This is a genomic window from Exiguobacterium undae DSM 14481 (assembly GCF_000620805.1).
In the GTDB taxonomy this organism is placed as follows: domain Bacteria; phylum Bacillota; class Bacilli; order Exiguobacteriales; family Exiguobacteriaceae; genus Exiguobacterium_A; species Exiguobacterium_A undae.
In genome coordinates this window covers 1,439,176-1,463,983 of record NZ_KK211187.1, presented here as the reverse complement: position 1 = coordinate 1,463,983, position 24,808 = coordinate 1,439,176, and the positions used below count along the sequence as shown (strand labels likewise).

The 24,808-nt window shown below is 47.5% G+C and carries 25 protein-coding genes and 1 tRNA gene; 7 read left to right on the top strand and 19 right to left on the bottom strand.

What is annotated here, in order from left to right; genetic code table 11:
• Positions 1–336: 336 nt before the first annotated feature.
• Genes P397_RS0108030 through mnhG form a run of 7 tightly spaced genes read left to right on the top strand, consistent with a single transcriptional unit; the run spans position 337 to position 6,129 of the window.
• Positions 337–2,742, top strand: coding sequence for a Na+/H+ antiporter subunit A (locus P397_RS0108030; RefSeq protein WP_028106121.1), 2,406 nt, complete (start codon positions 337–339; stop codon positions 2,740–2,742).
• Complete coding sequence (locus P397_RS0108025) at positions 2,739–3,179, top strand: Na(+)/H(+) antiporter subunit B (protein ID WP_174544502.1); 441 nt, start codon at positions 2,739–2,741, stop codon at positions 3,177–3,179. The genes P397_RS0108030 and P397_RS0108025 overlap by 4 nt, the downstream gene beginning before the upstream one ends.
• Before the next feature lie 3 nt (positions 3,180–3,182).
• Entirely contained in the window at positions 3,183–3,524 is a 342-nt protein-coding gene (locus P397_RS0108020) for a Na(+)/H(+) antiporter subunit C (protein ID WP_014970525.1), read from the top strand.
• A complete protein-coding gene (locus P397_RS0108015) occupies positions 3,517–5,001 on the top strand; it encodes a Na+/H+ antiporter subunit D (protein WP_028106120.1) in 1,485 nt (494 codons plus the stop codon). Before P397_RS0108020 ends, P397_RS0108015 begins: the two co-directional genes overlap by 8 nt.
• 3 nt (positions 5,002–5,004) lie before the next feature.
• Positions 5,005–5,481, top strand: coding sequence for a Na+/H+ antiporter subunit E (locus P397_RS0108010; RefSeq protein ID WP_026832792.1), 477 nt, complete (start codon positions 5,005–5,007; stop codon positions 5,479–5,481).
• Positions 5,481–5,765 carry a Na(+)/H(+) antiporter subunit F1 gene (locus P397_RS0108005; RefSeq protein ID WP_026832791.1) on the top strand — a complete coding sequence of 95 codons (285 nt, stop codon included), beginning with the start codon at positions 5,481–5,483 and terminating at the stop codon, positions 5,763–5,765. Before P397_RS0108010 ends, P397_RS0108005 begins: the two co-directional genes overlap by 1 nt.
• A complete protein-coding gene (mnhG, locus tag P397_RS0108000; RefSeq protein WP_026832790.1) occupies positions 5,749–6,129 on the top strand; it encodes a monovalent cation/H(+) antiporter subunit G in 381 nt (126 codons plus the stop codon). Before P397_RS0108005 ends, mnhG begins: the two co-directional genes overlap by 17 nt.
• 90 nt (positions 6,130–6,219) lie before the next feature.
• Here mnhG and P397_RS0107995 read toward each other — a convergent pair whose 3' ends face one another.
• From P397_RS0107995 to P397_RS0107905, 19 genes are all read right to left on the bottom strand, one after another.
• Complete coding sequence (locus P397_RS0107995) at positions 6,220–6,666, bottom strand: Rrf2 family transcriptional regulator (protein WP_028106119.1); 447 nt, start codon at positions 6,664–6,666, stop codon at positions 6,220–6,222.
• A gap of 204 nt (positions 6,667–6,870) precedes the next feature.
• Positions 6,871–7,764 carry a glycerophosphodiester phosphodiesterase gene (locus tag P397_RS0107990; RefSeq protein WP_028106118.1) on the bottom strand — a complete coding sequence of 298 codons (894 nt, stop codon included), beginning with the start codon at positions 7,762–7,764 and terminating at the stop codon, positions 6,871–6,873.
• A 171-nt stretch (positions 7,765–7,935) separates the two neighbouring features.
• The gene (gene odhB, locus P397_RS0107985; RefSeq protein ID WP_028106117.1) at positions 7,936–9,204 is read right to left on the bottom strand and encodes a 2-oxoglutarate dehydrogenase complex dihydrolipoyllysine-residue succinyltransferase; all 1,269 of its coding nucleotides are present in this window, start codon (positions 9,202–9,204) and stop codon (positions 7,936–7,938) included.
• 50 nt (positions 9,205–9,254) lie between these two features.
• A complete protein-coding gene (locus P397_RS0107980; RefSeq protein ID WP_028106116.1) occupies positions 9,255–12,116 on the bottom strand; it encodes a 2-oxoglutarate dehydrogenase E1 component in 2,862 nt (953 codons plus the stop codon).
• A 359-nt stretch (positions 12,117–12,475) separates the two neighbouring features.
• Positions 12,476–13,204: an amino acid ABC transporter ATP-binding protein gene (locus tag P397_RS0107975; protein ID WP_028106115.1), complete on the bottom strand. Its 729-nt coding sequence runs from the start codon at positions 13,202–13,204 to the stop codon at positions 12,476–12,478.
• Positions 13,201–13,845, bottom strand: coding sequence for an amino acid ABC transporter permease (locus P397_RS0107970; protein ID WP_026832784.1), 645 nt, complete (start codon positions 13,843–13,845; stop codon positions 13,201–13,203). The genes P397_RS0107975 and P397_RS0107970 overlap by 4 nt, the downstream gene beginning before the upstream one ends.
• Positions 13,846–13,882: 37 nt before the next feature.
• The gene (locus P397_RS0107965) at positions 13,883–14,647 is read right to left on the bottom strand and encodes a transporter substrate-binding domain-containing protein (protein ID WP_028106114.1); all 765 of its coding nucleotides are present in this window, start codon (positions 14,645–14,647) and stop codon (positions 13,883–13,885) included.
• A 192-nt stretch (positions 14,648–14,839) separates the two neighbouring features.
• A tRNA-Leu gene (locus P397_RS0107960) sits at positions 14,840–14,923 on the bottom strand.
• Between the two features lie 65 nt (positions 14,924–14,988).
• On the bottom strand, positions 14,989–15,933 hold the full coding sequence (locus P397_RS0107955) for an alpha/beta hydrolase (protein WP_026832782.1): 945 nt from the start codon (positions 15,931–15,933) through the stop codon (positions 14,989–14,991).
• Between the two features lie 19 nt (positions 15,934–15,952).
• Positions 15,953–16,291 (bottom strand): hypothetical protein, encoded by a 339-nt coding sequence (locus tag P397_RS0107950; protein WP_026832781.1) that lies wholly within the window; start codon positions 16,289–16,291, stop codon positions 15,953–15,955.
• Positions 16,292–16,311: 20 nt separating this feature from the next.
• A complete protein-coding gene (locus P397_RS0107945; protein ID WP_081776955.1) occupies positions 16,312–17,328 on the bottom strand; it encodes a S66 family peptidase in 1,017 nt (338 codons plus the stop codon).
• Between the two features lie 29 nt (positions 17,329–17,357).
• Complete coding sequence (locus P397_RS0107940; protein WP_028106112.1) at positions 17,358–17,699, bottom strand: thioredoxin family protein; 342 nt, start codon at positions 17,697–17,699, stop codon at positions 17,358–17,360.
• A 171-nt stretch (positions 17,700–17,870) separates the two neighbouring features.
• Entirely contained in the window at positions 17,871–18,239 is a 369-nt protein-coding gene (locus tag P397_RS0107935; RefSeq protein ID WP_026832778.1) for a DUF779 domain-containing protein, read from the bottom strand.
• 21 nt (positions 18,240–18,260) lie between these two features.
• Entirely contained in the window at positions 18,261–19,781 is a 1,521-nt protein-coding gene (gene adh / locus P397_RS0107930; RefSeq protein ID WP_028106111.1) for an aldehyde dehydrogenase, read from the bottom strand.
• Positions 19,782–20,003: 222 nt separating this feature from the next.
• Complete coding sequence (locus P397_RS0107925) at positions 20,004–20,525, bottom strand: TraR/DksA C4-type zinc finger protein (RefSeq protein ID WP_026832776.1); 522 nt, start codon at positions 20,523–20,525, stop codon at positions 20,004–20,006.
• Positions 20,526–20,610: 85 nt separating this feature from the next.
• Complete coding sequence (locus tag P397_RS0107920; RefSeq protein WP_028106110.1) at positions 20,611–21,408, bottom strand: hypothetical protein; 798 nt, start codon at positions 21,406–21,408, stop codon at positions 20,611–20,613.
• 310 nt (positions 21,409–21,718) lie between these two features.
• The gene (locus P397_RS0107915) at positions 21,719–22,864 is read right to left on the bottom strand and encodes a mannitol-1-phosphate 5-dehydrogenase (RefSeq protein ID WP_028106109.1); all 1,146 of its coding nucleotides are present in this window, start codon (positions 22,862–22,864) and stop codon (positions 21,719–21,721) included.
• A 3-nt stretch (positions 22,865–22,867) separates the two neighbouring features.
• Positions 22,868–23,305, bottom strand: coding sequence for a PTS sugar transporter subunit IIA (locus tag P397_RS0107910; protein WP_152539590.1), 438 nt, complete (start codon positions 23,303–23,305; stop codon positions 22,868–22,870).
• A 39-nt stretch (positions 23,306–23,344) separates the two neighbouring features.
• Positions 23,345–24,778, bottom strand: coding sequence for a PTS mannitol transporter subunit IICB (locus tag P397_RS0107905; protein WP_026832772.1), 1,434 nt, complete (start codon positions 24,776–24,778; stop codon positions 23,345–23,347).
• Positions 24,779–24,808 lie beyond the last annotated feature (30 nt).

The following is a 24,808-nucleotide window of genomic DNA, read 5'->3' as shown; positions in this document are numbered from 1 at the left end:
CTCTGTCCACTGGATTTTTACACTTTATTTGTTTTCCCACAAACGGCTGATTGTAATCAAAAACGTCGTTTCAAATATTTTTTTCAGATTTTTTTTAGCCTTTTTCTGCCGTGTTCCTACATATTTAATAATTCGATCAAAAACCGCGTTCCTGCGCTAAATCAAAAGGGTCAAGTCATGCAGAGACACGAAATGTACGCTATACTTTTAACAGATGCTTCACCGAAAATCGAATGCCTATGCTAGAGAGGACATCGTCACAAGCCAAACACGTCGCTTGCGTACAACGTCCTTCTTTCATTTTTTTCGATTGCACCACACAAAGGAGGGAATCATGTGTCATTGCTTCATTTGGCAATCTTGTTGCCGTTACTCGTAAGTCTCTTCATTCCATTACTCTACAAGAAGATTCGATCCGTGCACACAGGATGGTTCGTTTTACTCGTCCCACTCACACTGGTCATCTATTTCAGCCAATTCATCAGTCAAACGATGGCTGGAAAACCGGTCACTGCGACAATGAACTGGATCCCTTCACTGGGTATCAACTTCGTCGCCTATGTCGATGGACTCGGTTTACTGTTCGCGTTGTTGATTACCGGCATTGGATCCCTTGTCGTTCTCTATTCAGTTTATTATCTGGATCCAAAAAAAGAGGCGCTGCATAATTTTTATGTCTATTTGCTTCTCTTTATGACAGCCATGCTCGGGATTGTCTTGTCGGACAACATGATCGTCATGTACCTGTTCTGGGAATTGACGTCAATTTCCTCATTCTTACTGATCGGTTACTGGTATGAACGGGAACGCTCCCGTTACGGTGCCCAAAAATCGATGCTCATCACTGTTTTCGGTGGGTTGTCCATGCTTGGCGGAATTTCTTTGCTGTCGTTACTGTCTGGTTCGTTCAGCATCCGCGAATCGCTCGCAACGGTCAGTACGTATTCAGGCGATCCACTTTTCACTGTTTCCCTTGTGCTGTTTTTACTGGCAGCTTTTACAAAATCCGCTCAATTCCCGTTCCATATTTGGTTGCCGGATGCGATGGAAGCACCGACTCCCGTCAGTGCGTATCTTCACTCGGCGACGATGGTCAAGGCGGGTCTGTATTTGGTCGCCCGGATGAGTCCCATCTTTGCTGAAACGCCGCTTTGGTTTTATCTTGTGTCGTCTGTCGGAATGTTCACACTCTTCTGGGGGTCGTTAAATGCCGTCAAACAAGTTGATTTAAAAGCCATCTTAGCGTATTCGACGATTTCACAGCTCGGTCTGATCATGTCCCTGCTCGGACTGGGAGCAGCGGCTTTACAGGTTGAAATCCTGCCTGACAGCCTCTATACGATTGCAACTGTCGCAGCCGTCTTCCACTTGATCAACCATGCGACATTTAAAGGAAGTCTTTTCATGATGGCGGGAATCATCGATCATGAAACGGGTACACGTGATATCCGGAAACTAGGCGGTCTCTCTCAACTGATGCCGGTGACGTTCACGATCGCGACAATCGGGACATTGTCGATGGCGGGTGTTCCGCCGTTCAATGGTTTCTTGAGTAAGGAAATGTTTTTGACCGGTGTTCTCGAAGTATCGAATTCCGGACTGTTTCATCTCGAAACGTGGGGGCTCTTGTTCCCGTTCTTTGCTGTCGTCGGTAGTATCTTCACGTTTGTTTATAGTATTTTGATTGTTTATCGGACGTTCCTTGGTCCAAAACAATTGGACAAGTTACCGAAAAAACCGCATGAAGCACCAATCGGCATGTTACTGCCTCCACTTGTGCTGGTCTCACTCGTCATCTTGATCGGCTTGTTCCCGAACTTGCTTTCGAACACGCTGATTCGCCCTGCCGTTGAAGCCATTTTACCGCAGGTCGTTGACGGTGGTGGATCGTTCCCGCTCAAGATCAAGCTCTGGCACGGATTTAATCTCGAACTGTTCTTGACCCTGCTGATCATCTCAGTCGGGACGATTTTGTTCCTGACGTTACCGAAATGGCGCTCACTGTACAACCGGATGCCAAAACAGGTGTCGTTGAATCACCAATATGACGCCTTGTTGCGTCGGGGTGAACAAGCCTCGACCGCTATTCACGATACGGTCATGACCGGCTATATGCGTTCTTATTTGGTCTATATCTTCGGTTTTATCGTCGTGCTGGTCTTATCGAGTCTTTACTTCCTCGATGCCTTTAGATTTGACGTGGACCCACTCAGTTCGGTCCATGCTTACGAAATCGTCTTGGTCTTGGTTCTGGTCGGAAGTGCGTTATCGATCACGTTCGCCCGGTCCCGTTTGACATCCATCATCTTACTGGGTGTCGTCGGCTATACGGTCGCTCTGTTCTTCGTCTTATTCCGGGCACCTGACCTGGCGCTGACACAGCTTGTCATTGAAACGGTCTCTGTTGCGCTGTTCCTGCTTGTGTTTTATCATATGCCGGAAATCAGCCGGAAAGAAGAACGGATCAAGTTCAGACTCGGGAACGCAGCCATCTCCGCTCTCGTCGGTCTGAGTGTCACGTTAGTCGCACTGGCTTCTCTGAGCCAACGCTCATTTGCCTCCATCGCCCAGTATTATATCGATAATGTGGCGGACTTAGCCGCAGGCGGTAACATGGTCAACGTCATCCTCGTCGACTTCCGTGGATTTGATACGTTGTTTGAGATCAGCGTGTTGGCGATTGCCGCACTCGGCATCTATGCGATGATTAATTTCCGGAAGACTGGAGGAATCGACAAATGAAAAATCCGATGAAGAAACATACGAATGACGTCATCCTGGAATCGGCCACGACGTTCATCACGTTCATTATTTTCTTGTTTGCCGTCTATCTGTTCTTTGCCGGGCATTATACACCGGGTGGTGGCTTTATCGGCGGACTCGTCACCGCTTCCGCCCTCGTGTTGGTCCTGCTTGCCTTTGACATTCAAACACTCCGCCAAATTCTGCCCGTCGACTACAAATTGATGACGGCGATTGGCATGTTGATTGCCGTCTTGACGGCTTCGGGCGCTTTATTGTTTAATGTTCCGTTCTTTACGCACGCACATGATTACTTCAATCTACCGCTGTTCGGAAAAACTTCCCTGCATACGGCGATGTTGTTTGATTTGGGCGTCTATCTCGTCGTCGTCGGTGTGACGATGACGATTATTCAAACGATTGGGGAGAGTGATTAACGAATGGAGATCATCATGGCGATCGCTGCAGGCATCCTGACGATGTGTGCCGTCTATCTCATTCTTTCGAAAAGTATTTTACGAATCATCATCGGAACCGGCTTACTCAGTCATGCGGCTCATTTGCTTGTCATGACGATGGGGGGGCTGAAGACCGGAGCGGCTCCTGTCATCAAAGACGGGGTCACCCAGTATACGGATCCGCTTCCACAAGCGCTTGTTCTCACGGCAATCGTTATCAGTTTCGGCGTGACCGCATTTTTCCTCGTGCTCGCCTACCGGGCTTATCAAGAACTTGGCACAGACAATCTCGAGGAAATGAAAGGAACCGATACGCATGATTAATTTACCGTTATTACCGATTTTGATCCCGTTGATTACCGGTGTCATCTTGATGTTGTTCCCGAACCACCTGCGTCTACAGCGCAGCCTGTCCTTCGGATCAACCCTCGTGACGATCCTGGCTTCGGCTTATCTGATTTTCCGTGTCAAACAAGGAGGCATCTTGACGGTGACGCTCGGGAGCTGGCCCGCTCCATTCGGCATCACGCTTGTGTCGGATATGTTATCCGCCCTGCTTGTCTTTACGACCAGCCTGCTTGTCTTTTTTGTAGTCTGGTACTCGATCTATTACTTGTCTGATCTGCACCAACGCTTTTACTACTACATCGCTGTTCAATTTTTACTTGTCGGTGTGAACGGTGCCTTTACGACAGGTGATATTTTCAACATGTTTGTCTTTTTCGAAGTCTTTTTGATTTCTTCTTACGTTTTAATCGTGCTCGGCGGAAAGCCGGCTCAGTTGCGTGAGTCCTTGAAATACCTGTTGATTAACGTCATCTCGTCTGCTTTGTTTGTCATGACGGTCGCCTTTTTATACGGCATCATCGGTTCATTGAGCATGGCAGATATTTCACAAAAAATTTCTGAAATCAATCAACCGGGCATTCTCAGCGTCATCGCGATTCTGTTTTTGATTGTCTTCGGATTAAAAGGAGCCATCTTCCCGCTTTATTTCTGGTTACCGGGCTCCTATCAAGTACCACCGACTCCGGTCCTTGCCTTATTCGGCGCATTGCTGACGAAAGTTGGTGTCTACGGCATTTTGCGGACCTACAGTTTATTCTTCTCCCATCAACCGGAATTCACGCATCAGATTCTCGGCTGGTTGGCACTAGCGACGATTTTAATCGGAGTCATTGGTGCTCTCGCGACACGTGACGCCAAACAAATTTTAATCTACAACATCATCGTTGCTGTCGGCGTGATTTTGTACGGTGTCTCCGTCATGACCCGCCAGTCGCTCGAAGGCGCGGTATTCTATCTGATTCATGACATGTTGATCAAAGCAGCATTATTCCTGCTGATCGGCGTCATGATTGGAATCGTTGGTTCAAGTCGATTAAAAGACATGGGCGGGATGATCAAAGAGTATCCGTTACTCGGATGGACGTATTTCATTGCTGCGTTGTCACTCGCCGGAATTCCGCCACTCAGTGGTTTTATCGGGAAGTTGCTCATCGTTCGGGGCGGATTTGAAGCCGGTGATCTCGTTGGACCGTTTGTCGTCTTGATTTCAAGCTTACTTGTCCTCTACTCGGTGATGCAGATTTTCATTCGTGGATTTTGGGGAACGCCGAAGACCTACACCGGTCCGAAACGCCATCTGACCAAACAATTGCTCTCACCTGCGCTTTGTTTAGTCGTGATTACCGTATTATATGGAGTGGGTGCGGAAGCCGTCCGTCCCTTCATCTCTCAAGCCGTGGATCCGCTTGTCGATCCCTCAATCTATATTCAAGCCGTACTGAAGGAGGATTAACCCATGCCATTTCAGTTATTACTCAATATCTTGCTTGCATTCCTCTGGATGTTTCTCGCCAACTCCTTTTCCACTTCATCGTTCATCATCGGCTACTTGCTCGGTTTGATTGCGATGTTTGCGATGCGGCGAGGCTTCAGTACTCGTTTTTATCTTGGACCATTCATCGCTTTAATCCGGCTGTTCATCCGATTTTTATACGAACTGGTCGTTGCGAACCTTGAAGTGCTGTCAATCATTTTGAAACCGCGCCTCGACATCAAACCCGGTATTTTTGCATACGAGACGGAGCTGGAACACAATTGGCAAGTCACACTGCTTTCGATGCTGATTACGTTGACACCAGGAACACTTGTCGTTGATATTTCAGATGACAACAAGACATTGTATATCCATGCCTTGCATATGCCGGAAGCCGATGATGCCGTTGCCTCGATTCGAAATAGTTTTGAGAAAGCCATCTTGGAGGTGAGCCGCTGATGTTAGAGACCCTTTTATTTATTGCCTTAGGTGGCGTGTTCCTGTCGATGCTTGGTTTGTTTTACCGCGTCATCAAAGGTCCATCCGTTGCCGACCGTGTCATCGCCCTTGATTCCATCGGCATCAGTTTGATTTCCGTCGTCGGATTAGTTTCGATCATTCTTCGTACAAGTGACTATCTGGAAGTCATCTTATTGATCGGGATTTTGGCATTCATCGGGACAGTCGCTTTCTCCAAATTCATCGAGAAAGGAGAGATCATCGAACGTGACCGCAATCAGTGATATTTTCGTAGCCGCCTTTGCGTTGATCGGAGCTTTTTTCAGCCTCGTCACTGCACTGGGTCTCATTCGGCTACCTGACCTCTATACGCGTGCTCACGCCGCGTCCAAAAGCGCGACGCTTGGTGTCATGAGCATTCTCATCGGCGTCATCATCTATTTTGTCGCAGAAGATGGATTTTTCTCGTCCCGTGTCCTGCTTGGTATTTTGTTCGTATTGATCACGGCACCGATTGGCGGACATTTGATTGCCCGCGCCGCTTACTACAGCGATGTTCCTTTATGGAAAGAATCCGTGCAGGATGATCTGGCGAAAAATCCCGAGCACGTGAACCCGAAAAAACGATCGGTTTCTAAATTAAAATAATGATTTTGGCACGTCCGCAGCTATCACCTGATCTTTTTCAGGCGGTAGCTGTCTTTTGTTGCAAAAAAAAAACGAATCCGGGTGATTCACTTAACGTGAATCATCCGCACCCGCTTTGGCAAACAGTAAATCCAGTTCTTGGCGATTCGTAATCAACTCCGCTAACGTATGTTGCTCGAGTTCACGAATAAACGCCCGTAAAGCCCGTCCGAGAATCCCTTTTAACTGACAGTGTGGTTCAATCACACAATGTCCGTCCGCCGAAAAGCATTCGACGATATCCATCGGTTCCATCTCCCGAACGACCTTCCCGATATTGATCTCTTCCGGATCTCGAATCAGACGTAGTCCGCCTGTCCGTCCGCGCGTTGATTCAACATAGCCGAGCTTCGCCAACTGTTGCGTCACTTTCATCAAATGATTGGATGAAATCCCATAATGATTGGCAATCGCCGGCATTGGCGTGATTTCCTGCCGGTGAAGTCCTAAGTAAATCAGGACACGTAATCCATAGTCTGTATATTGTGTAATCCGCATGCTGTTCACTCCATTCTCTCTTGACGGAACGTCCCTGAACGATTCCGCCCCACGTTGCTGTATTATCGTATCATGTTCTGCATCACGCGAAAATAACTGAATACATGATAAAACCTCGATAAGCATACGTAGTGAAGAAGGGTTTGGATGTCATTTTCAAAAAAAGTCCGCTTTTCAGGAAGAAAAGCGGACTTTTTTCTGTATTCAACGTGATGTATGCTGCTGTCTGACTTCATTAAAACGGTCGACAAAATTCGTGAAAACACCGGTCACTCCGTAATCAAGCATCCGATGCATATCCTTCTTCTCATTTACAGTGTACGGGTGGAGCAACAAATCGTTTTTTCGAATCAACGCCGTATTGGTTTTCGTCAGTGCCTTAAAGGACGGACCCACCCCAACCGCATAGGTCTTGATGTCTTTCACTCGTCTAGCGGTTAACGCATTCACATCACCTGCTTCGAGCAATTGCACAAGCGGTACGTTCCGATCCAGACGTTTTACTTTTAACAAACTTTCTTGACTGAACGATTGAATCATCACTTGTCCCGGTTTAACGCGGTCACTTGATAATCCAAATCGTTTTAACGTATCCAACAGTTTTTTCTCCATCCCGGGATAGACATCCGGTGACTTCGTTTCGATATAATAGTTGGCCTGCTTGCCATAACGATCAAAGATTTCGTTAAGCGTCGGAACCTGTAATCCTCTATAACTCGCACGGGCATAGGCGGGATAGGCTTGATTAAACCAACTTCCTGCATCCAATCGTTTGATCTGCGCCAACGTCTTGTCCTTGACCGCGCCTGTCCCGTTTGTCGTCCGATCGACCGTCTCGTCATGCATCGCAATCAAGTGACCATCTTTCGTCATCTGTAAATCAATTTCAATGTAATCGGCCTTTAACTTTTTATGTCCCATCTCGTAAGCAACCATCGTATGTTCCGGTGCATAGCCTGACGCACCGCGATGCGCAACATTAACGATCCGCTCTGGGTCCAATAATCCTTTTGCCGGTTTCTTTGCTGCCTCAGTGCTCGTTGCACTGCTTGTGATGACTAGTCCGGTCAGGACCGTCATTCCGATCTGCTTTAACATTCGTTTATCCCCCTCGAAATCGTGATTCTCATACAAGATGAATCTTACCGTGTTTCGATGAACGTCTCATGAAGCAGATGTAATCTTCTGTATAGATTGGGTGACAACGCTGTAACAGATAACAAAAAAACACCCTGTTTCCATGATTCGAAACAGGGTGTTCCCGTATGATTACGCTTCGAAGATGAGTGATTCCGGATCTTCCAACAAATCTTTAATGTGTTTAAGGAACGTGACGGCTTCTTTTCCGTCCACGATCCGGTGATCATAAGAAAGGGCGACATACATCATCGGACGGTTTTCCATTCGTTCTGCATCAATCGCGATCGGACGCAAGTTGATCGCATGCATCCCGAGAATCGCCACTTGTGGTCCATTCAGGATCGGTGTCGACATCAAGGAACCAAATGTTCCACCGTTCGTGATCGTAAACGTTCCGCCTGTCAAATCAGACAAGCCCAGTTTGTTGTCACGCGCTTTGACCGCAAGATTGATGATATCTTTTTCGATTTCACCGAAGTTCTTTTTATCGGCATCACGGACGACCGGCACGACCAGTCCGTCCGGGGCAGAAACTGCAATCCCGATGTCGTAGAATTTCTTCAGGACAATCTCGTCTCCCTGAATTTCTGCATTTAGATAAGGCATTTTTTTCAAGGCCGCGACGGCAGCTTTCGTAAAGAACGACATGAAACCAAGTTTGACCTCATTGTCCTTGACGAATTTTTCTTGACGGCGTTTCCGTAAAGACATGACAGCAGACATATCGATTTCGTTAAATGTCGTCAACATCGCAGCTGTTTGTTGAACTTCTACTAAACGGTTGGCAATCGTTTTACGACGGCGTGACATTTTGATTCGTTCTTCCGGTTTGCCGGGTGCTGCTGGAGCTGCTGGTTGTGGTGCCGGCGTTGCCGGTTGTGGTTTTGCTTGTTCACGTGGCGCGACTTCAAACGTTGCCACATCTTGCACGCGGATCCGGCCAAGCGGATCTTGCGTCGCGACTTGCGACAAATCAATTCCTTTTTCGCGGGCTAACTTCCGAGCTGCGGGTGAAGCAATCGGACGGTCAGCAAGCGTCGTGGCTTCAGTCGCCGCGACAGCTGCCGGCTGCTCTTTTTTCGGCTCTTGAGCGGCTGGTGCTTCTGTTGGTGCTTCTGTTGCCTTTGGCGTTGGAGTCGTTTCAGTCGGTTTTGCTGCTTCGCCACCCGCTGTGATGATGGCAATCGTCTCGCCAACCCGGACCGTGTCGCCTTCTGCCGCCATGACCTCTGTCAACACGCCGGCTTCATCCGACGGGACTTCGATGTTGACTTTATCCGTTTCCAGCTCAACAATCGCTTCCCCTTTTTCCACCTGATCGCCTGGTTGTTTCAACCACGAAGCGACCGTACCTTCCGTAATCGATTCTGCAAGTTCTGGCACTTTGATTTCCATGATAATTCGTCCCCCTAAGACTGTTCGTGTTTGACCCCACAAGATGTTATGCGTTAGACATTTGTTTCGGAAATAGATGGTGCCGTCGTTTCTTCGACCGTCTGGCGTGTCAATGCTTCGGTTACGATGCGCGCTTGTTCGACTTTATGACCAGTCGGGTCACCTTCCGCTGTACTCGAGCGTCGACGGCGTCCAATATAGCGCACTTGCGTGATGCCATTGATACCAACGGATTCTAAGCGCGGTTCAATATATGTCCATGCCCCCATGTTTTTTGGTTCTTCCTGAACCCAAACAAATTCCGTAACATTCGGGTACCGCTCCAACAACGCGTTTAACTGCTTCGCCGGGAATGGGTAAATTTCTTCGATTCGCACGATGTGCAACCAGTTGAAGTCGTCATCGGATTTCGAGACGGCTTCCGCCAAATCAATCGCGACTTTCCCACTGCAAAAGACAATTCGTTCGACTTGATCCGGTGATTCACCAAGACCCGTTTGTTCCACGATCCGTTTAAAGGAGCCATCTGTCAGCTCGGATAAATCAGATGTCGCGAGCGGGTGCCGGAGAAGACTTTTCGGTGTCATCACGACAAGCGGACGGACTTCTTCTTTTCCGAGAATCGCTGCTTGACGGCGAAGCAGGTGGAAATACTGCGCGGCGCTCGAGACATTGGCGACCGTCCAGTTTTTCTCACCGGATAACGATAGGAAACGTTCGAGTCGGGCACTTGAGTGTTCCGGACCTTGACCTTCATATCCGTGAGGCAACAGCATCACAAGCCCCGATGTCTGCCCCCATTTCGCACGGCTCGCCGAGATGAATTGATCAAAGATGACTTGACCGGAGTTGGCAAAATCACCATATTGCGCTTCCCATAAGACAAGTGTCTCAGGTGCGAAAACATTGTAGCCATATTCAAAGCCGAGGACGCCTGCTTCCGATAACGGACTGTTGTAGACAGCAAAGGACGCAGTCGCTGATTTCAAACTGTGCATCGGTGAAAACGATTTGCCGGTTTTAACATCATTAAGATTGATATTCCGCTGAGCGAACGTTCCCCGTTCGGAATCCTGACCACTTAGACGGATTGGTGTTCCGTCCGAGAGAATCGATGCAAACGCGAGCGTCTCGGCATGTCCCCAGTCAATCCCGTTTTTCGTCGTCAACGCATCAGTCCGGCGTTTTAAGACTTTCTCTAACTTATGGAAAACATTGAATCCGCTTGGCCATTCGAGTAACTGTTCGTTATACGCCATCAAGTTCTCTTCCGAAACACCTGTCTCAACGGTCGGAACCCCTTTGAAGACGACGTCCGGCATGACCCCACCGTACTCTTTTTCCACATTCGGTACTTTCTCACGTGCTGCTTTCATGACATCATTGATGTCCGTTTCAATCGCAGCGACCTCTTCTTTCGTGACGTCCCCTTGTTCGACCAGTTGGTTGGCGTATAAGACCCGTGCCGTGTCATGTTGGTGGATCAACTCATATAACACTGGATTCGTGTTCATCGGCTCATCCATCTCGTTATGTCCAAAACGACGGTACCCAATCAAATCAATCAATACGTCTTTGTTGAACGTTGCCCGGTATTCACTGGCGAGTAACGCGACAGCTAAACAGCTTTCCGGCTCATCGGCATTGACGTGGAAAATCGGGATTTCGTATCCTTTTGCCAGGTCGCTCGAATAGCGGGTTGAACGTGAATCGGTCGGCTCTGTCGTGAAACCGATCGTATTGTTGGCGATGATGTGAATCGTCCCGCCCGTGTTGTATCCTTTTAAATTCGTCAAATTCAATGTTTCAGCGACAATTCCTTGTCCCGGGAAAGCGGCATCACCGTGAATCAGGATCGCGGCTGCTTTGCCCTGCTCTTGGCGAGGCGCGCCTTTTTGCGAACGGTCATCTTGCGCCGCCCGTGTAAATCCTTCGACGACAGGATCGACAAACTCCAGATGCGACGGATTATTGGCAAGTGTCATCCGCACATTAGTGGATTGTTGCTCCATTTTCCGGTTTAATCCCAAATGATATTTGACGTCGCCTGTCCAGCCATACGTAATTCCAATCGATCCTTCCGACGGGACAAGATCGTGGTTCGGTGCATGTTGGAATTCGGCAAAAATCATTTCGTACGGTTTGCCTAGGACATGTGCCAACACGTTTAAACGTCCACGGTGAGCCATTCCGATGTTGATTGTCTCCGATCCATTGGCAATCAGGTGACCGACAATCGTATCAAGCAACGGCACCATCGCATCCAGTCCTTCGATTGAAAAGCGTTTTTGTCCCACGTATGTTTTATGCAGATATTTTTCAAAAAGATCCGTTTCCGCTAAACGTTTAAACAATTGTTTTTTCTGCTCAACGCTGAGCTTGGCCGTCAACGCCCCTTGTTCAATCTTTTGACGCAACCATTTCTTTTCGTCCAAATCGTCGACGTGTTGGAACTCGACCGCGGCTGCCCCTGTATATTGGGCTTTCAGATGTTCAATCCCTTCGAAGGCATCCTTCAAGTGGGTCGGTGGATCCGGACAAACGAGTGTGACCGGCATGCCACGTAAATCAGCTTCTGTCAGTCCAAACTGACCAAGCTCAAGCAATTCCGTCTCCCGCGGATGATCTTTTAATGGATAGATGTCCGCCGCTAAATGACCTTTTGCACGAATTTGATCCGCTAAGCGGCTGGCTGCCAAATATTTTTCAAAATCTCCGGTCTCGACCACTTGATTGACAACTGGTTCTGAGATCGGAGCCCCGTTCTGTTCAAAATAGAGTCGTGTCTCTTCATCCACTGAAGAAGCATCTTCTAAAAAACGTTCATACAATTCGATGATGTAACCAAGGTTTGGTCCATAAAATGCTTGTTGTTCCTGTTCCCGGCTTGCCATGTACGGTTCCCCCCGTTTCATTCATTTCACCCTTCGTGCTGAAGAATCAGCACATTTCCAACTCTCTACCTGTTAGCGCTTTCAAATCGGATGACATAAAAAGTCGACAATCGTTACGTTCCCGGTCTGACAAATCGAATGTAACCTTGACGAAGGCCTGTATGTCAAAAGTGTTTGCCTTAGTTATTATATTACTACTTCTTTTGGCTCAGTGCGTTTCGAATTCCCAATTTCTCAGTGATAAATGTATAAGTTTTTCTTATGACTGTACCCTCTGTTCTTTATGAATGAAACATCTCTAGGGGAAAAAAGACTTTTTTCCTCAAAAAAAGAGTATCCATCGCCTCCCTGTCGGCAAATGGATACTCGATTCGTCTCTTTTATAAAACTTTACTTAAAAACGATTGTGTCCGCTCATGTTGCGGCGCATCAAACAATAAGCTCGGAATGTTTTCTTCGACGATGAAACCGCCATCCATAAACAGGACGCGATCACCAACTTCGCGGGCAAATCCCATCTCATGCGTGACGACGATCATCGTCATCCCTTCGAGCGCCAATTGTTTCATGACCGCGAGCACGTCGCCGACCATTTCTGGATCGAGCGCTGACGTCGGCTCATCAAACAGCATGATTTTTGGATTCATCGCCAAGGCGCGGGCAATCGCCACGCGTTGTTTTTGACCACCTGACAGTTCACCCGGATAATTGTCGGCCTTTTCACGTAAGCCGACTTTATCAAGTAATTCAAGAGCCCGTTGCTTGGCTTGGCTTTTTTCCGTCTTCCGCACTTTCATCGGAGCAAGCGTCACGTTTTCAAGCACCGTCTTATGCGGAAACAAGTTAAAGTGTTGGAATACCATCCCAACTTCTTCCCGCACTTTATTGATATCAACTTTCGGGTTCGTAATGTCGTGCGTATCGATCACGACTGTCCCGCCGGTGATGTCCTCCAAGCGATTCAGACACCGTAAAAACGTACTTTTCCCGGAGCCCGAAGGTCCGATGACACAGACCACTTCTTTTTCCTGGATTTCAACTGAGATATCTTTTAAGACTTCATTCGAACCAAACGATTTCTTCAATTGTTTCACTTCAATGATACTCATCGTAGGGTAAACCTCCGTTCCAAGAATTTCGCTAACAGTGAAAGGAGATAAATGACGACGAAATACATCAAACCGACGACGGTCCACACGATGAACGGTTCAAACGTCGTCGCCTGTTGCACTTGCCCTTGTTGCGTCAAATCTGCGATGCCGATAATCGACAATAACGAAGTATCCTTTAAACTGATGATCGATTGGTTGGTGATTGTCGGCAACATCCGCCGGAATGCCTGTGGCAGAATGATTTGTGTCATCGTCTGACGCCCGGTCATTCCAAGCGAACGAGCTGCTTCGGTTTGCCCTTTATCAATCGACTGAATCCCGGCCCGAATAATCTCGGCGAAATACGCACCCGCATTGATTGCGACCGTCAAGATACCGGCATACATCCGGTCCATCGACAGCCATTCGAGTGAATTGAGTCCAAAATAGATGAAGAACAATTGGACGATAAATGGTGTCCCGCGGATGACATCGATGTAGACGATGGCAATCGCGTTTAAAATCTTCAGTGGAGACAAACGCATCAACGCGACGATCAAACCAATGATGAATCCGGCTATGACCGCGATGATGAAAATATAGAGTGTAATCTGTAATCCTTCCAAGAAAAACGGAAACGCCGTTTTTGCGACTTCCATCAGCGACTCAACTCCCTTGTCTTTCGTTCAAATCCGCTTATTTTAAATACGTATCTACGATTTTGTCGTACTCGCCGCTTTCTTTCAGGTTAGCCAGTCCTTCGTTGATTTTTTTCATCAACTCTTCGTTTTCCCCTTTTAAGACCGCGATGCCGTAGTTATCCCCGTTGAGTCGGTCGCCGACTAGTTTCAGACCGAGGTTCTGTTGTTTGTTGGCGTACGAAATGACAGGATAGTCTTCAATCAGAGCCGCTGCGTTGCCATTTTTGACTTCTTGGAACATTGCCGGGCTGTCGTTGAATTGTGTAACCGTGATGCCTAATTTTTCTGCATTATCCGTTGCGTATTTTGCACCGGTCGTCCCCTTTTTGACGGCGACTTTTTCGCCTTTTAGGTCATCAACTGACTTAATTTTGTTATTGTCTTCCTTGACGACTAAGATCAATCCGGCTTCAAAGTACGGATCGGAGAACGTCACGACTTTTTTCCGCTCCGGTGTGATACTCATCCCGGCAATCGCCACGTCCAGCTGATTCGCCTGCAAAGCAGGAATGATTCCGCTGAAGTCCATCGCTTCGAATTGAATCTTAAAGTCTTGATCCTTCGCAATCGCTTTGATCAAATCGATATCAATCCCTTTGTACGTATCGCCATCTTTGTACTCAAATGGCGGATACGTCACGTCGATTCCGACTTTGTACGTCTTGTCTTCCGATGTTTCCTCCTCCGAACCGATGCTACAGGCACTTAATACGAACAGACAACTGATCAACAAAAATAGAACCGATAATTGCTTTTTCATGTTAAAACTCCTCTCTTGAAGGCGGATGCCTTCTCCCTCTTTTTTCCTTGTATTCACTTTCCTTAACACACATTTTATCAGAAAAATTCAAATTTTACGAATAAACGTAATATTTTTGTTCATTTCTCTACTATAGAAATTCAAAAAGAGCACCCTTTCGAAAAAGGATGCTCTAGATGAACTTGCATGAAATGCCGCCGAGAGGACTTGAACCTCCACGGTGTTGCCACCACTAGATTCTGAGTCTAGCGCGTCTACCAGTTCCGCCACGACGACTTCTATTTATGTTATTAGAATACTAAATAGAGGTTTTTCTGTCAACGGTTTCAAACATTTTTTTATTATTCTTTCACTTCATCATCACTCAAAATTCGACGGACAAAACGTTCGACGACCGTATCGTACGTATCCGGATCTTCGAAATAGGCCATCGCGTGCGCCGCATTCGGGATGACGACCAACTCTTTTTCTGTCGGACACGCCTGATACAGCTCATAGACCATTGAAGTCGGAACAAATGTATCTGCGCCGCCGTGCAGGAACAGGATCGGAACCGTCGCCCGTTTGACTTGTTTTAACGCCGAAGCCTCACTAAAAAAGTAACCTGCCTTCAATTTCGTCAGTAGACTGGTCATTGCCAGAAACGGGAAATGCGGCAGACGGTACATCCGTTTCATCTGATAAGCGAGAACGGCATTGACGGATGTGTAAGCACAATCGGAAATGATGCCTTTGACTTGCGGCGGCAAAACTTCCCCACTTGTCATCAGAACGGTCGCTCCGCCCATCGAAACACCGTGCAGAAAAATCGCACTTTCCTGACCAAGACGCGCAATCAGATATTCTGTCCAGCGAAGACAATCTTCCCGGTCGTGCCAGCCAAAACCGATGTAGTTCCCTTCACTTTTACCATGCCCCCGATTATCCGGCATCATGACATGAAAACCGGCTTGGTGATACAAATAAGCGAATCCGGCTAAGTCCGTTCCGACACCGCCGTAGCCATGGACTAAAATAACGATCCGGTCCGACGGGACAAGCGGCGGTAAATAGTGTCCGCGCAGTGTTAAGCCGTCATGGGCTTTGACTTCGATCAATTCAAGCGGCTGTTCTTTGATCCACGTTTGTCCCGGTTGCATCAGGCGGACCATTTCGTCACTCAGGTCACGGTTGTTCGATAAGAACGGTTTCGGATTCGTGGCAATCGCCATTTCATAAAAATAATAACTTGCGGCAAGCATTCCGGATCCGAGGACACCCAATCCGATTTTCGTTCGTTTTCGCATCACGTTTCACTTCCCGTTCTCATAATTCGATTTGTAACTGGGCTGAGGAGTCGATCTCGTCTTGTAATACTTCCTGTCGTAAACGGTGTTCTTGTTGCGCTTTCCGATAGGCAAATTCTTGTACCAATTCTTGTCCTGTAAACCCTTCTTCAACGATATCCGATAACAAATCGGTTTCCGTCGCCACCATTTCTTGTGGATTTCGCATGACGAGCACTTGACCGACTTGGGCCAACATCAACTCATCTTTTAACTGTAACGCATCATAAAACGGCTCAGGTAATGTCATACGCCGTGTTTCGGGATTGATATGAATCCGTTTGTATGCTGCCAACGATTGAAATTTTCGAATCTGCATGTCTGTCCTCCTCTTTCAAATCAGCAGAACGTCATGTCTACTCTGGAATCTTTCCCTTGAATTCGTATTGTCGCCTGCGCACCGTTCACGAGTGTCAATTGCGGCGGTTGGTGTCCGATATCAAGATCATAAAATATTGGAACCTTTAATTTTTCCTTCAGCATACCGTACACATCGGTCAGCGTATAATCTTCAATCATCCGTCCACCAGGTGTCCGTCCGAATACGATGCCTGCCGCCTGATCGAACCAGCCGGCGAGATGCATCTGCATCAACGAGCGATGCACATCGGTGGCACTTGCTTCCGATATTTCAAAGTACCAAAGAATCGGCTCTTGATTGATTTGCGTTTGTTGAAATGCGGTCACGTCACCGTACGGTGTTCCGATCAGATGACGAACGGTTTCCAGACATCCTCCAAGCAGACGTCCCGTCAACTCAGTTTCATTGGGATCAACGGATTTCCATTCCGTCGCCGCATCCAAATGGTACATAAAACGTGCCGGTCGTTCCGCATGGTTCCAGTTGGTTTGATAAAAGTCAGAGGTCCATTGTGTGACGGTTCCTCCTTTTGGCGTCGCCAGCACCCGGCGCCAAGCGGTCGTCGTCTCATCCCATTCTTCACTTCGCATCTCGACGAAATTTGGTCCATGAGCCGTCGCAATCCCGGTCTGAACAGTAATCGCAAACAGCAGCGTACTGGTATCGGAATAACCAAGCAACCATTTTTCCGGAATCTGGTTCATCTCAAGATGCGGCAAGACGTCAATTGCCCGTTCACCGCCAAATGGAGGAATGATTGCGTCAATTTCCGGATTCTGCAACATTTGCATCAATTCATCCGCCCGGATGTCGGCGGTCGCGCTTGTTGCTTTTTGTTGTGTCCAAACGGTTTGTCCGACTTGAACCGCCATTTGCCGATCCTGCAATCGGTTCGTCGCCTCTTCAATCATTGGATGCAGTTCTTCCGTTAATCCGGAAGAAGGTGCTGTTACGCCAATCGTCTGTCCTGTCCAACCTAAATAAGGATATCGCATGATTTTGCCTCCTCGATGTTAGTTTTACGTCAATCCATCGTTAGAACAAATTGACCGATTTGTTCAACTTTCCGTTTTAACGGCTCAATCGGAACGATCCGTGCTTCCCGGTGCACTTCTTTCCCCTTTACAAATAACAAGACCACGGGTACGGTAAACACCGAAAACTCGCCGGCAATCTGTGGAACATCGGTCAAATCGACGCGTCCCGCCCGAAATTCAGGATGCGCGGCAAAAATAGGTTCGATTTGCGGAAACAATGATGCGCAGACCGCACACCCCGGGCTGGAAATGTAGAGCACACTGGCTGGTTGTGTAAGGTATAGTTCCTTGACCGCTTCGATGGAGGTCAGTTCTTGAAACGTTCCCATGGCATCTGTCCTCCTTTTTTGTAAAATATGTTTCAATTATAACGTGCCTTAGGCAAGAAACAAAACATGACTCTCGCTGGAGATTTTCTGAATCAAAAAAAACACTCCAAAACCGAAATTTTGCGCGATGATCGCCCAAAATTTCGGTTGGAGTGTTGTCTGGCCGGAATATCAGAGGTTGGTGGATGCTGCCAACTCCGCGTATTCTTCTTTCGTGAACGCACGCGAGCGCGTCAAAAAGCGTTTTCCTTCGACACCTTCTAATGAAAACATGCCGCCCCGTCCGTCGATCACGTCGATGATCAGTTGCGTATGCTTCCAGTATTCGTATTGATCTTCGTGCATATAGAACGGGCAACCGCCGATCGTCCCGATCCATACATCTTGATCCCCTAAAAATAAATCGCCTTCCGCAAAACACATCGGTGAACTGCCGTCACAGCAGCCACCTGACTGGTGGAACATCAGCGGTCCGTGTTTCGCCTTTAGCAGTTCAATCAACTCCAAGCCGGCATCGGTCGTCAGCACACGTTCGACCATGTCGCCACATCCTTTCCTCGATTAGAAGAAACCAAGTTTATCCGGGCTGTAACTGACGAGTAAGTTTTTTGTCCGTTGGTAATGATTCAGCATCATCTTGTGATTTTCCCGTCCAATCCCTGACATCTTATAGCCGCCGAAGGCAGCATGCGCTGGATATTGGTGATAACAATTCGTCCAGACCCGTCCCGCTTCGATCGCCCGACCAAACCGGTACGCACGGTTCATGTCGCGTGTCCAGACACCGGCACCTAATCCATACAGCGTGTCATTTGCAATTTGAAGGGCTTCTTCTTCTGTCTTAAAGGTCGTGACGGACAAGACCGGACCAAAAATCTCTTCTTGGAAAATCCGCATTTTATTATGTCCTTTAAAAATCGTCGGTTGGATATAATATCCGTCGGCTAAATCCCCATCGAGATGATTCCGCTCCCCACCGATCAGACATTCCGCACCTTCTGATTTTCCGATTTCGAGGTACGACAGGATTTTCTCCATCTGTTCGCTTGATGCTTGCGCTCCCATCATGACATCCCCATCCAACGGATTCCCGAGCTTAATGGCTTTGACCCGTTCGAGCACACGTTCCATGAACGGTTCATAAATCGATTCTTCAATTAACGCACGTGATGGACACGTACAGACTTCCCCTTGGTTCAAGGCAAACATCAATAAGCCTTCAATCGCTTTGTCAAAGAAGGCATCATCGGCATCCATGATGTCGGCAAAGAAGATGTTGGGTGACTTCCCACCCAGTTCAAGTGTCACCGGAATGATATTTTGCGACGCATATTGCATGATGAGCCGCCCTGTCGTCGTTTCTCCAGTGAAGGCAATCTTCGCAATGCGTTTACTTGACGCCAGTGGTTTCCCTGCTTCCAATCCGAATCCATTGACGATATTCAAGACACCCGCCGGCAGAAGGTCGCCAATCAATTCCGTCAGCAGCATGATGCTTGCTGGTGTTTGTTCTGCCGGTTTCAAGACAACACAGTTCCCTGCTGCGAGTGCCGGCGCCAATTTCCAGACGGCCATCAAAATCGGGAAGTTCCAAGGAATGATTTGACCGACCACTCCGAGCGGCTCATGGAAATGATAGGCGACCGTATCGTTGTCAAGCTCGCCGATTGATCCTTCTTGCGCCCGGATGACACCGGAGAAGTAACGGAAATGGTCGATTGCAAGCGGCAGGTCTGCATTTAACGTCTCCCGGACAGCCTTCCCGTTTTCCAGTGTTTCGGCATAGGCCAGCATTTCCAGGTTTTCTTCCATTCGATTGGCGATTTTATTTAAGATATTTGAACGTTCTGCGACAGACGTTTTCCCCCACGCCTCTTTTGCCGCATGAGCTGCATCCAGCGCGAGTTCGATATCTTCTTTTCCGGAACGGGCAACCTGACACAACACTTTACCGGTAATCGGTGTCACGTTATCGAAGTATTCTCCTCCGACCGGTGCTGTCCACTTCCCATTAATGAAGTTCTCATAACGATCCTTGTACTGTACCTTCGACCCTTGCGTGTTTGGAATCTCATAAATCATGATCTTGTTCCTCCCTCAATTAAAATGGTCAAACGACGAGAAGGTATCTCATGTATGCGCTTTCATTTTGATGGTATCGAAATGTCTTCTCGTATCTATCGTACCAAATGTTGATAAAAAGTCAAAATTTTCCGATATTTTTAGGAAGATAATTTTTAAGGCACACTAAAAAACACGTCATCTCCAGAAAGGATTGACGTGTTAGTCAGTGGATTGATCTGTTTACCGGGTCGGATCGATGCCATCTTCTTTATCAGACGGTGTATCCGAATTTCCGAATTCGCCAACCTTGCTGAATCCGTCTGTCGCCCCGTCAATATCTTTGCCGGTTGCTGTGACAGAAGGATCAAGGACAGCCTCTTCGCTCGGACGGGACATCGGATCATTCCCTTCACGCTCTTCCTCTTCTTTTGCATCTTGGATGCAGAGCAACGTCTCAGGAATGATGTCTAGACGTTCGATTTCAATGTCTTTTCCACATACTTTACAGACGCCGTATGTCCCGTCTTCGATTGCTTTTAAGGCAACATCAACATCGGATAACATCTCTTCCTGCATATCCGTCATGGCCTGATCCCGTTCACGCAGGAACAACTCGTCACCTGAGTCCCCCGGATGATTGTCGTAACTCGACAATTCTCCCGCATCATAATCCACTTCACGATTTTCGATGTTCGTTTCTGTTTTCTCTTTTTCTTTAAGCAGACGTGTTTTAAACGTTTCGATTTGTTTTGCTGACAACATGGCATTCATCTCCAATTCTTTAGCTTCAACTTCTTCTCTAAAGGATTTAACCGAAATGAAACCATGTTAAACGTCAATTGCTTGTTCAAGAACACTTATACGAACGGATTGAACCATGAAGATCACAGATCACGGTCATGAATTCTTGACCATCCTTAAAGCAAATCTGATGACTGCGACCATTTTTCGAAGTCGAGATATCATCTATCCAAAGTCGTTTCGCGTCAGCAGAAGACAGCATCGCTACTTTATCGCGGATTGAAAATAAATCAAAGGGTAACAGGTTCAGCGATTGGATCACGAGTCCGTGTTTTCGGAATAAAGGATCCAATTGATAGTGAGACAAGCTGTATAGACTCTTTTCCGTCCCTCCGACGAGTAATTGAATCGAGTGACAAGGCTCGCGGCTGTCAATGCGTTCTTTTTGCAAAATGATTTTGCCGTGTACGCCGGAACCATCAAAAATCTGTTGCATTTTTTCTTGATCCAACCGGACGGCGCCTTGTTTTACCTGCAGCAACAGATGGGCAAATTCCGCATAATCCGGTTTTCCGATTTCAAGCGACGGTATGTGACGGACTTCTTCTCGCTCAATCAACTCAATCAATCCACGCTCAATTGTTACAGAAACTTCTTGTTCGGCGTGAAGGCGGACATCGATGACATATTGATCGACGACCGTATTTACCTCCAGCGTATACATCAAATGTGGGTTCTGTTCTTGCTCAAGCATTAAACGGTTTAATAACAATTGGTGCAGGAGTTGCACCGGTGTATGCGATAAAAATTGACTCGTATACACTAAGTGTTTCGCCGCAAGGGAATGATTTGATTTTGTCCGCGTGCCTTTTGCCATATATACGTTCACTTTATAATTCAGCATAATTCCACCTTCTTTTGTTTAAGAATCGGATCGGAGAGTAGTTCCGTTTCTATAGCGTAACTCGCAAACACAAAAAAAAATATTCGATAACGAATATTCCAAATATGTTATACACAACACGGGTGATTTATGTTAAAGATTTTGAAAAAAGCACCTTTTATCATTCAATCCCTTGTCACGCTCTTATTTCAGGGGTACCGATCATCAATTTTTAGATTGCGATCGATTATCCATAAAACCTGTACACAAAAAACCAGATTCGGTATGGAACCGAACCTGGTTTCGCCTGATGTAACTTTTGAAACAGTCGTCACGCAATGGAGTCTGTCATCGAATGCATCTGTTCATATTGACTGACAATCAGTTGACTTAACCGTTCCTCTGCCTCCAACCCGAGATACGTCGTGACCGTTTGACGTATTCCGTGCTTCTCGATGAACGTAGTTAATTCAGAAGATTCTGAATCATTTGGATCGGAATAGGTTAAGGCAGCTGCAATCCCTAACGCCAAACCATTCGCCTCAATGCCGCGATCCATCAATTCACGTGCCGGTTTGACTAACCGGTCACGCGGTCCAAGCTTCCGGATTGGTGAACGGGCGACACGAACGATTTCATCGTGAATCCGTGGATTTTCAAATCGTTTGATGTTTTTTTGAATATAGGCGCTGTGATCTTTTGGATCAAAGCCGTATTTCTCAAGCAACAACCATCCTGTTTCATACAACGCACTCTGTACCCCGCGGCGAACGCGGACGTCTTGCAGACTTTCCGCAATCGTTTCTTTCCCAAACAAGGCTCCGAGGTAAGAGGCAATCGCATGACCGGTATTGACCGTGAATAACTTACGCTCGATGAAGGGCGTGATGTCGGACACGTATGTGACGCCTGCAAACTGAGGATGATTTTCCGGTAAGGCACGCGTTTCAATGACCCATTCGAAAAATGGTTCCACTTCGACGTATAAAGGATCGTCATGGTGTTGCAACGGAACGATTCGGTCGACAGCTGCATTCGGGAAGAAAACGTTGTCGGATAACGTACTCAGATGCGGCAGGACTTCTTGTCGGAGATGACTCGACCCTTCAATCATGTTTTCACAGGCAATGACATAAAGTGCTTTGGTCGTCGACCGCTTTTCAATTCCTTTAGCAAGCAACGGTGCAATCTTCGCTAATAATGTCGGCCCTACTGCGGTCGTCACGACATCAGCCGTCGCGATCGCTTCGATGACCTGTTCCGCTTCCGTTTGACTGTTTAACGCCGTCACGTTTGAGACGGTTTCCGTTTCAGCCTCTTCTGCTGCGTAGCCGACCGTATAGGACTGACGGGACTGCAGCGCCTCGACGACTTGCGCATTTACATCGATAAAACACACTTCATAACCGGATTTGACGAGTTGTAAGCCGATGAATCCACGACCGATATTCCCTGCTCCAAAATGAACGGCTTTCATTCGTCACACCTCCACGGACAGCAACTGAATGATTTCTTCTGCTGTCGTTGCTGCCACCAATCGTTCGACATTGTCTTCATCTGAACAAATGATGGCAATGTGTGAAAGCAGTTCAAGATGCTCATCCCCGATACCGGCGATCCCGATGATCAACTTTGCTTGTTCCGTTCCAAATGCCACCCCGGCCGGGACTTGTAAAATGGAAAGACCTGTTTTTAGGACTTCGCCTTTTGCCTCTTCCGTTCCATGGGGAATCGCAACGTGATTGCCGATGTAAACGTTCGACAGACGGTGTCTGCTTTTCATGGATTCGACGTAGTTCGGACGAACATATCCGTGATCGACGAGTAACGCTCCCGCCGCTTCAATCGCTTCCTCATCCGTAGTAAACTGTTGATTGAGTAAAACCATCTCTTTTTCTAATTTCATCGCTGTCGCCATTCTTCATCCACTCCATTCTCTATTTTTTAAACGCTCTTTTTAAGAAATTTTATTGCGGGCCGTTTCGATCTCATGTACCAAGTTGTCATAGTAATTGGCATTTAAGAAGTTTTCGACCGACCGGTGTTCAGCTTGCGGAACTTTTTCCATCGCACGTTCTGTCAAATCCTGATGCGTGATGATGAATTCGGCATTTGCCGGGAGTTGACTGATCGACGTGTTCGTCACTTTGATCGGCAGACCGGCCTTATTGATTTTATTGCGTAAGACCGACGCCCCCATCGCGCTTGAGCCCATTCCGGCGTCACATGCAAAGATGATGTGCTCGACTTCTGCTAACGACGTAGTTGATTCAGCTGAGACCAACGAAGACGCAATTGAATTTTTCCCTTTCATCGCGCTGACGTTTGCCGTCGCTTCTTCGAGTGATGTTTCTTTTGCTTTGCTTGTTTTCAGTAAGACAGCTGATACGACGAACGTGACCGATGCGGAAATCAAGATTCCGGCAATCAAACCGACGTACGAACCACGTGACGCCATCGCGAGAACGGCAATGATGCTACCCGGAGAAGCCGGTGCAACCAGACCGACATCAAATAAGACAAATGTTAAGATTCCGCTCATGCCTCCGGCGATCATCGCCAATAAGAGAACTGGTTTCATCAAAACGTATGGGAAGTAGATTTCATGAATCCCGCCGATGAATTGAATGAAGGCAGCACCAGGAGCTGTCTTCTTCGCTGCACCTGAACCAAATACTGAATAAGCAAGCAGTAATCCGAGTCCCGGACCAGGATTTGCTTCCAGTAGGAACAGCACGGATTTTCCGGCTTCACTGACTTGATCCAAACCAAGTGGACTCAAAATCCCGTGGTTGATGGCGTTGTTCAAGAATAAAATTTTAGCCGGTTCGATGAACAAGCTCGCAAGTGGTAACAGATGTGCACTGACAATCGCACCGACCGCTGCTGCCATGATGTCGTCCAGTCCCGTCATGAGTGGACCAAACAATTTAAAGCCGCCGATCATCAACAGACCGCCGATGATTCCGACTGAGAAGTTGTTGACGAGCATCTCAAGACCCGGTTTGACTTTTCCTTCGATCAGTTGGTCAAACTTTTTAATCGTAAATCCACCGAGTGGTCCCATGACCATCGCCCCGAGGAACATCGGAATCTCTGTCCCGACGATGACCCCCATCGTCGCCAGTGCCCCGACGACACCGCCTCGAACATCATGCATCAATTTTCCGCCGGTAAACCCAATCAGCAGTGGTAAAAGATACGTGATCGTTGGACCGACCAACTCCGCTAAACTTTTATTCGGCGCCCACCCGGTTGGGATGAACAATGCCGTGATAATCCCCCACGCGATGAATGCGCCGATATTCGGCATGACCATCCCGCTTAAAAAACTTCCAAACCGTTGAACCTGGACACGCAATCCACGTTTTCCTGCATGCGTTGTCGTCATTGGTGTACCCTCCATTTCGTATATAAAAGT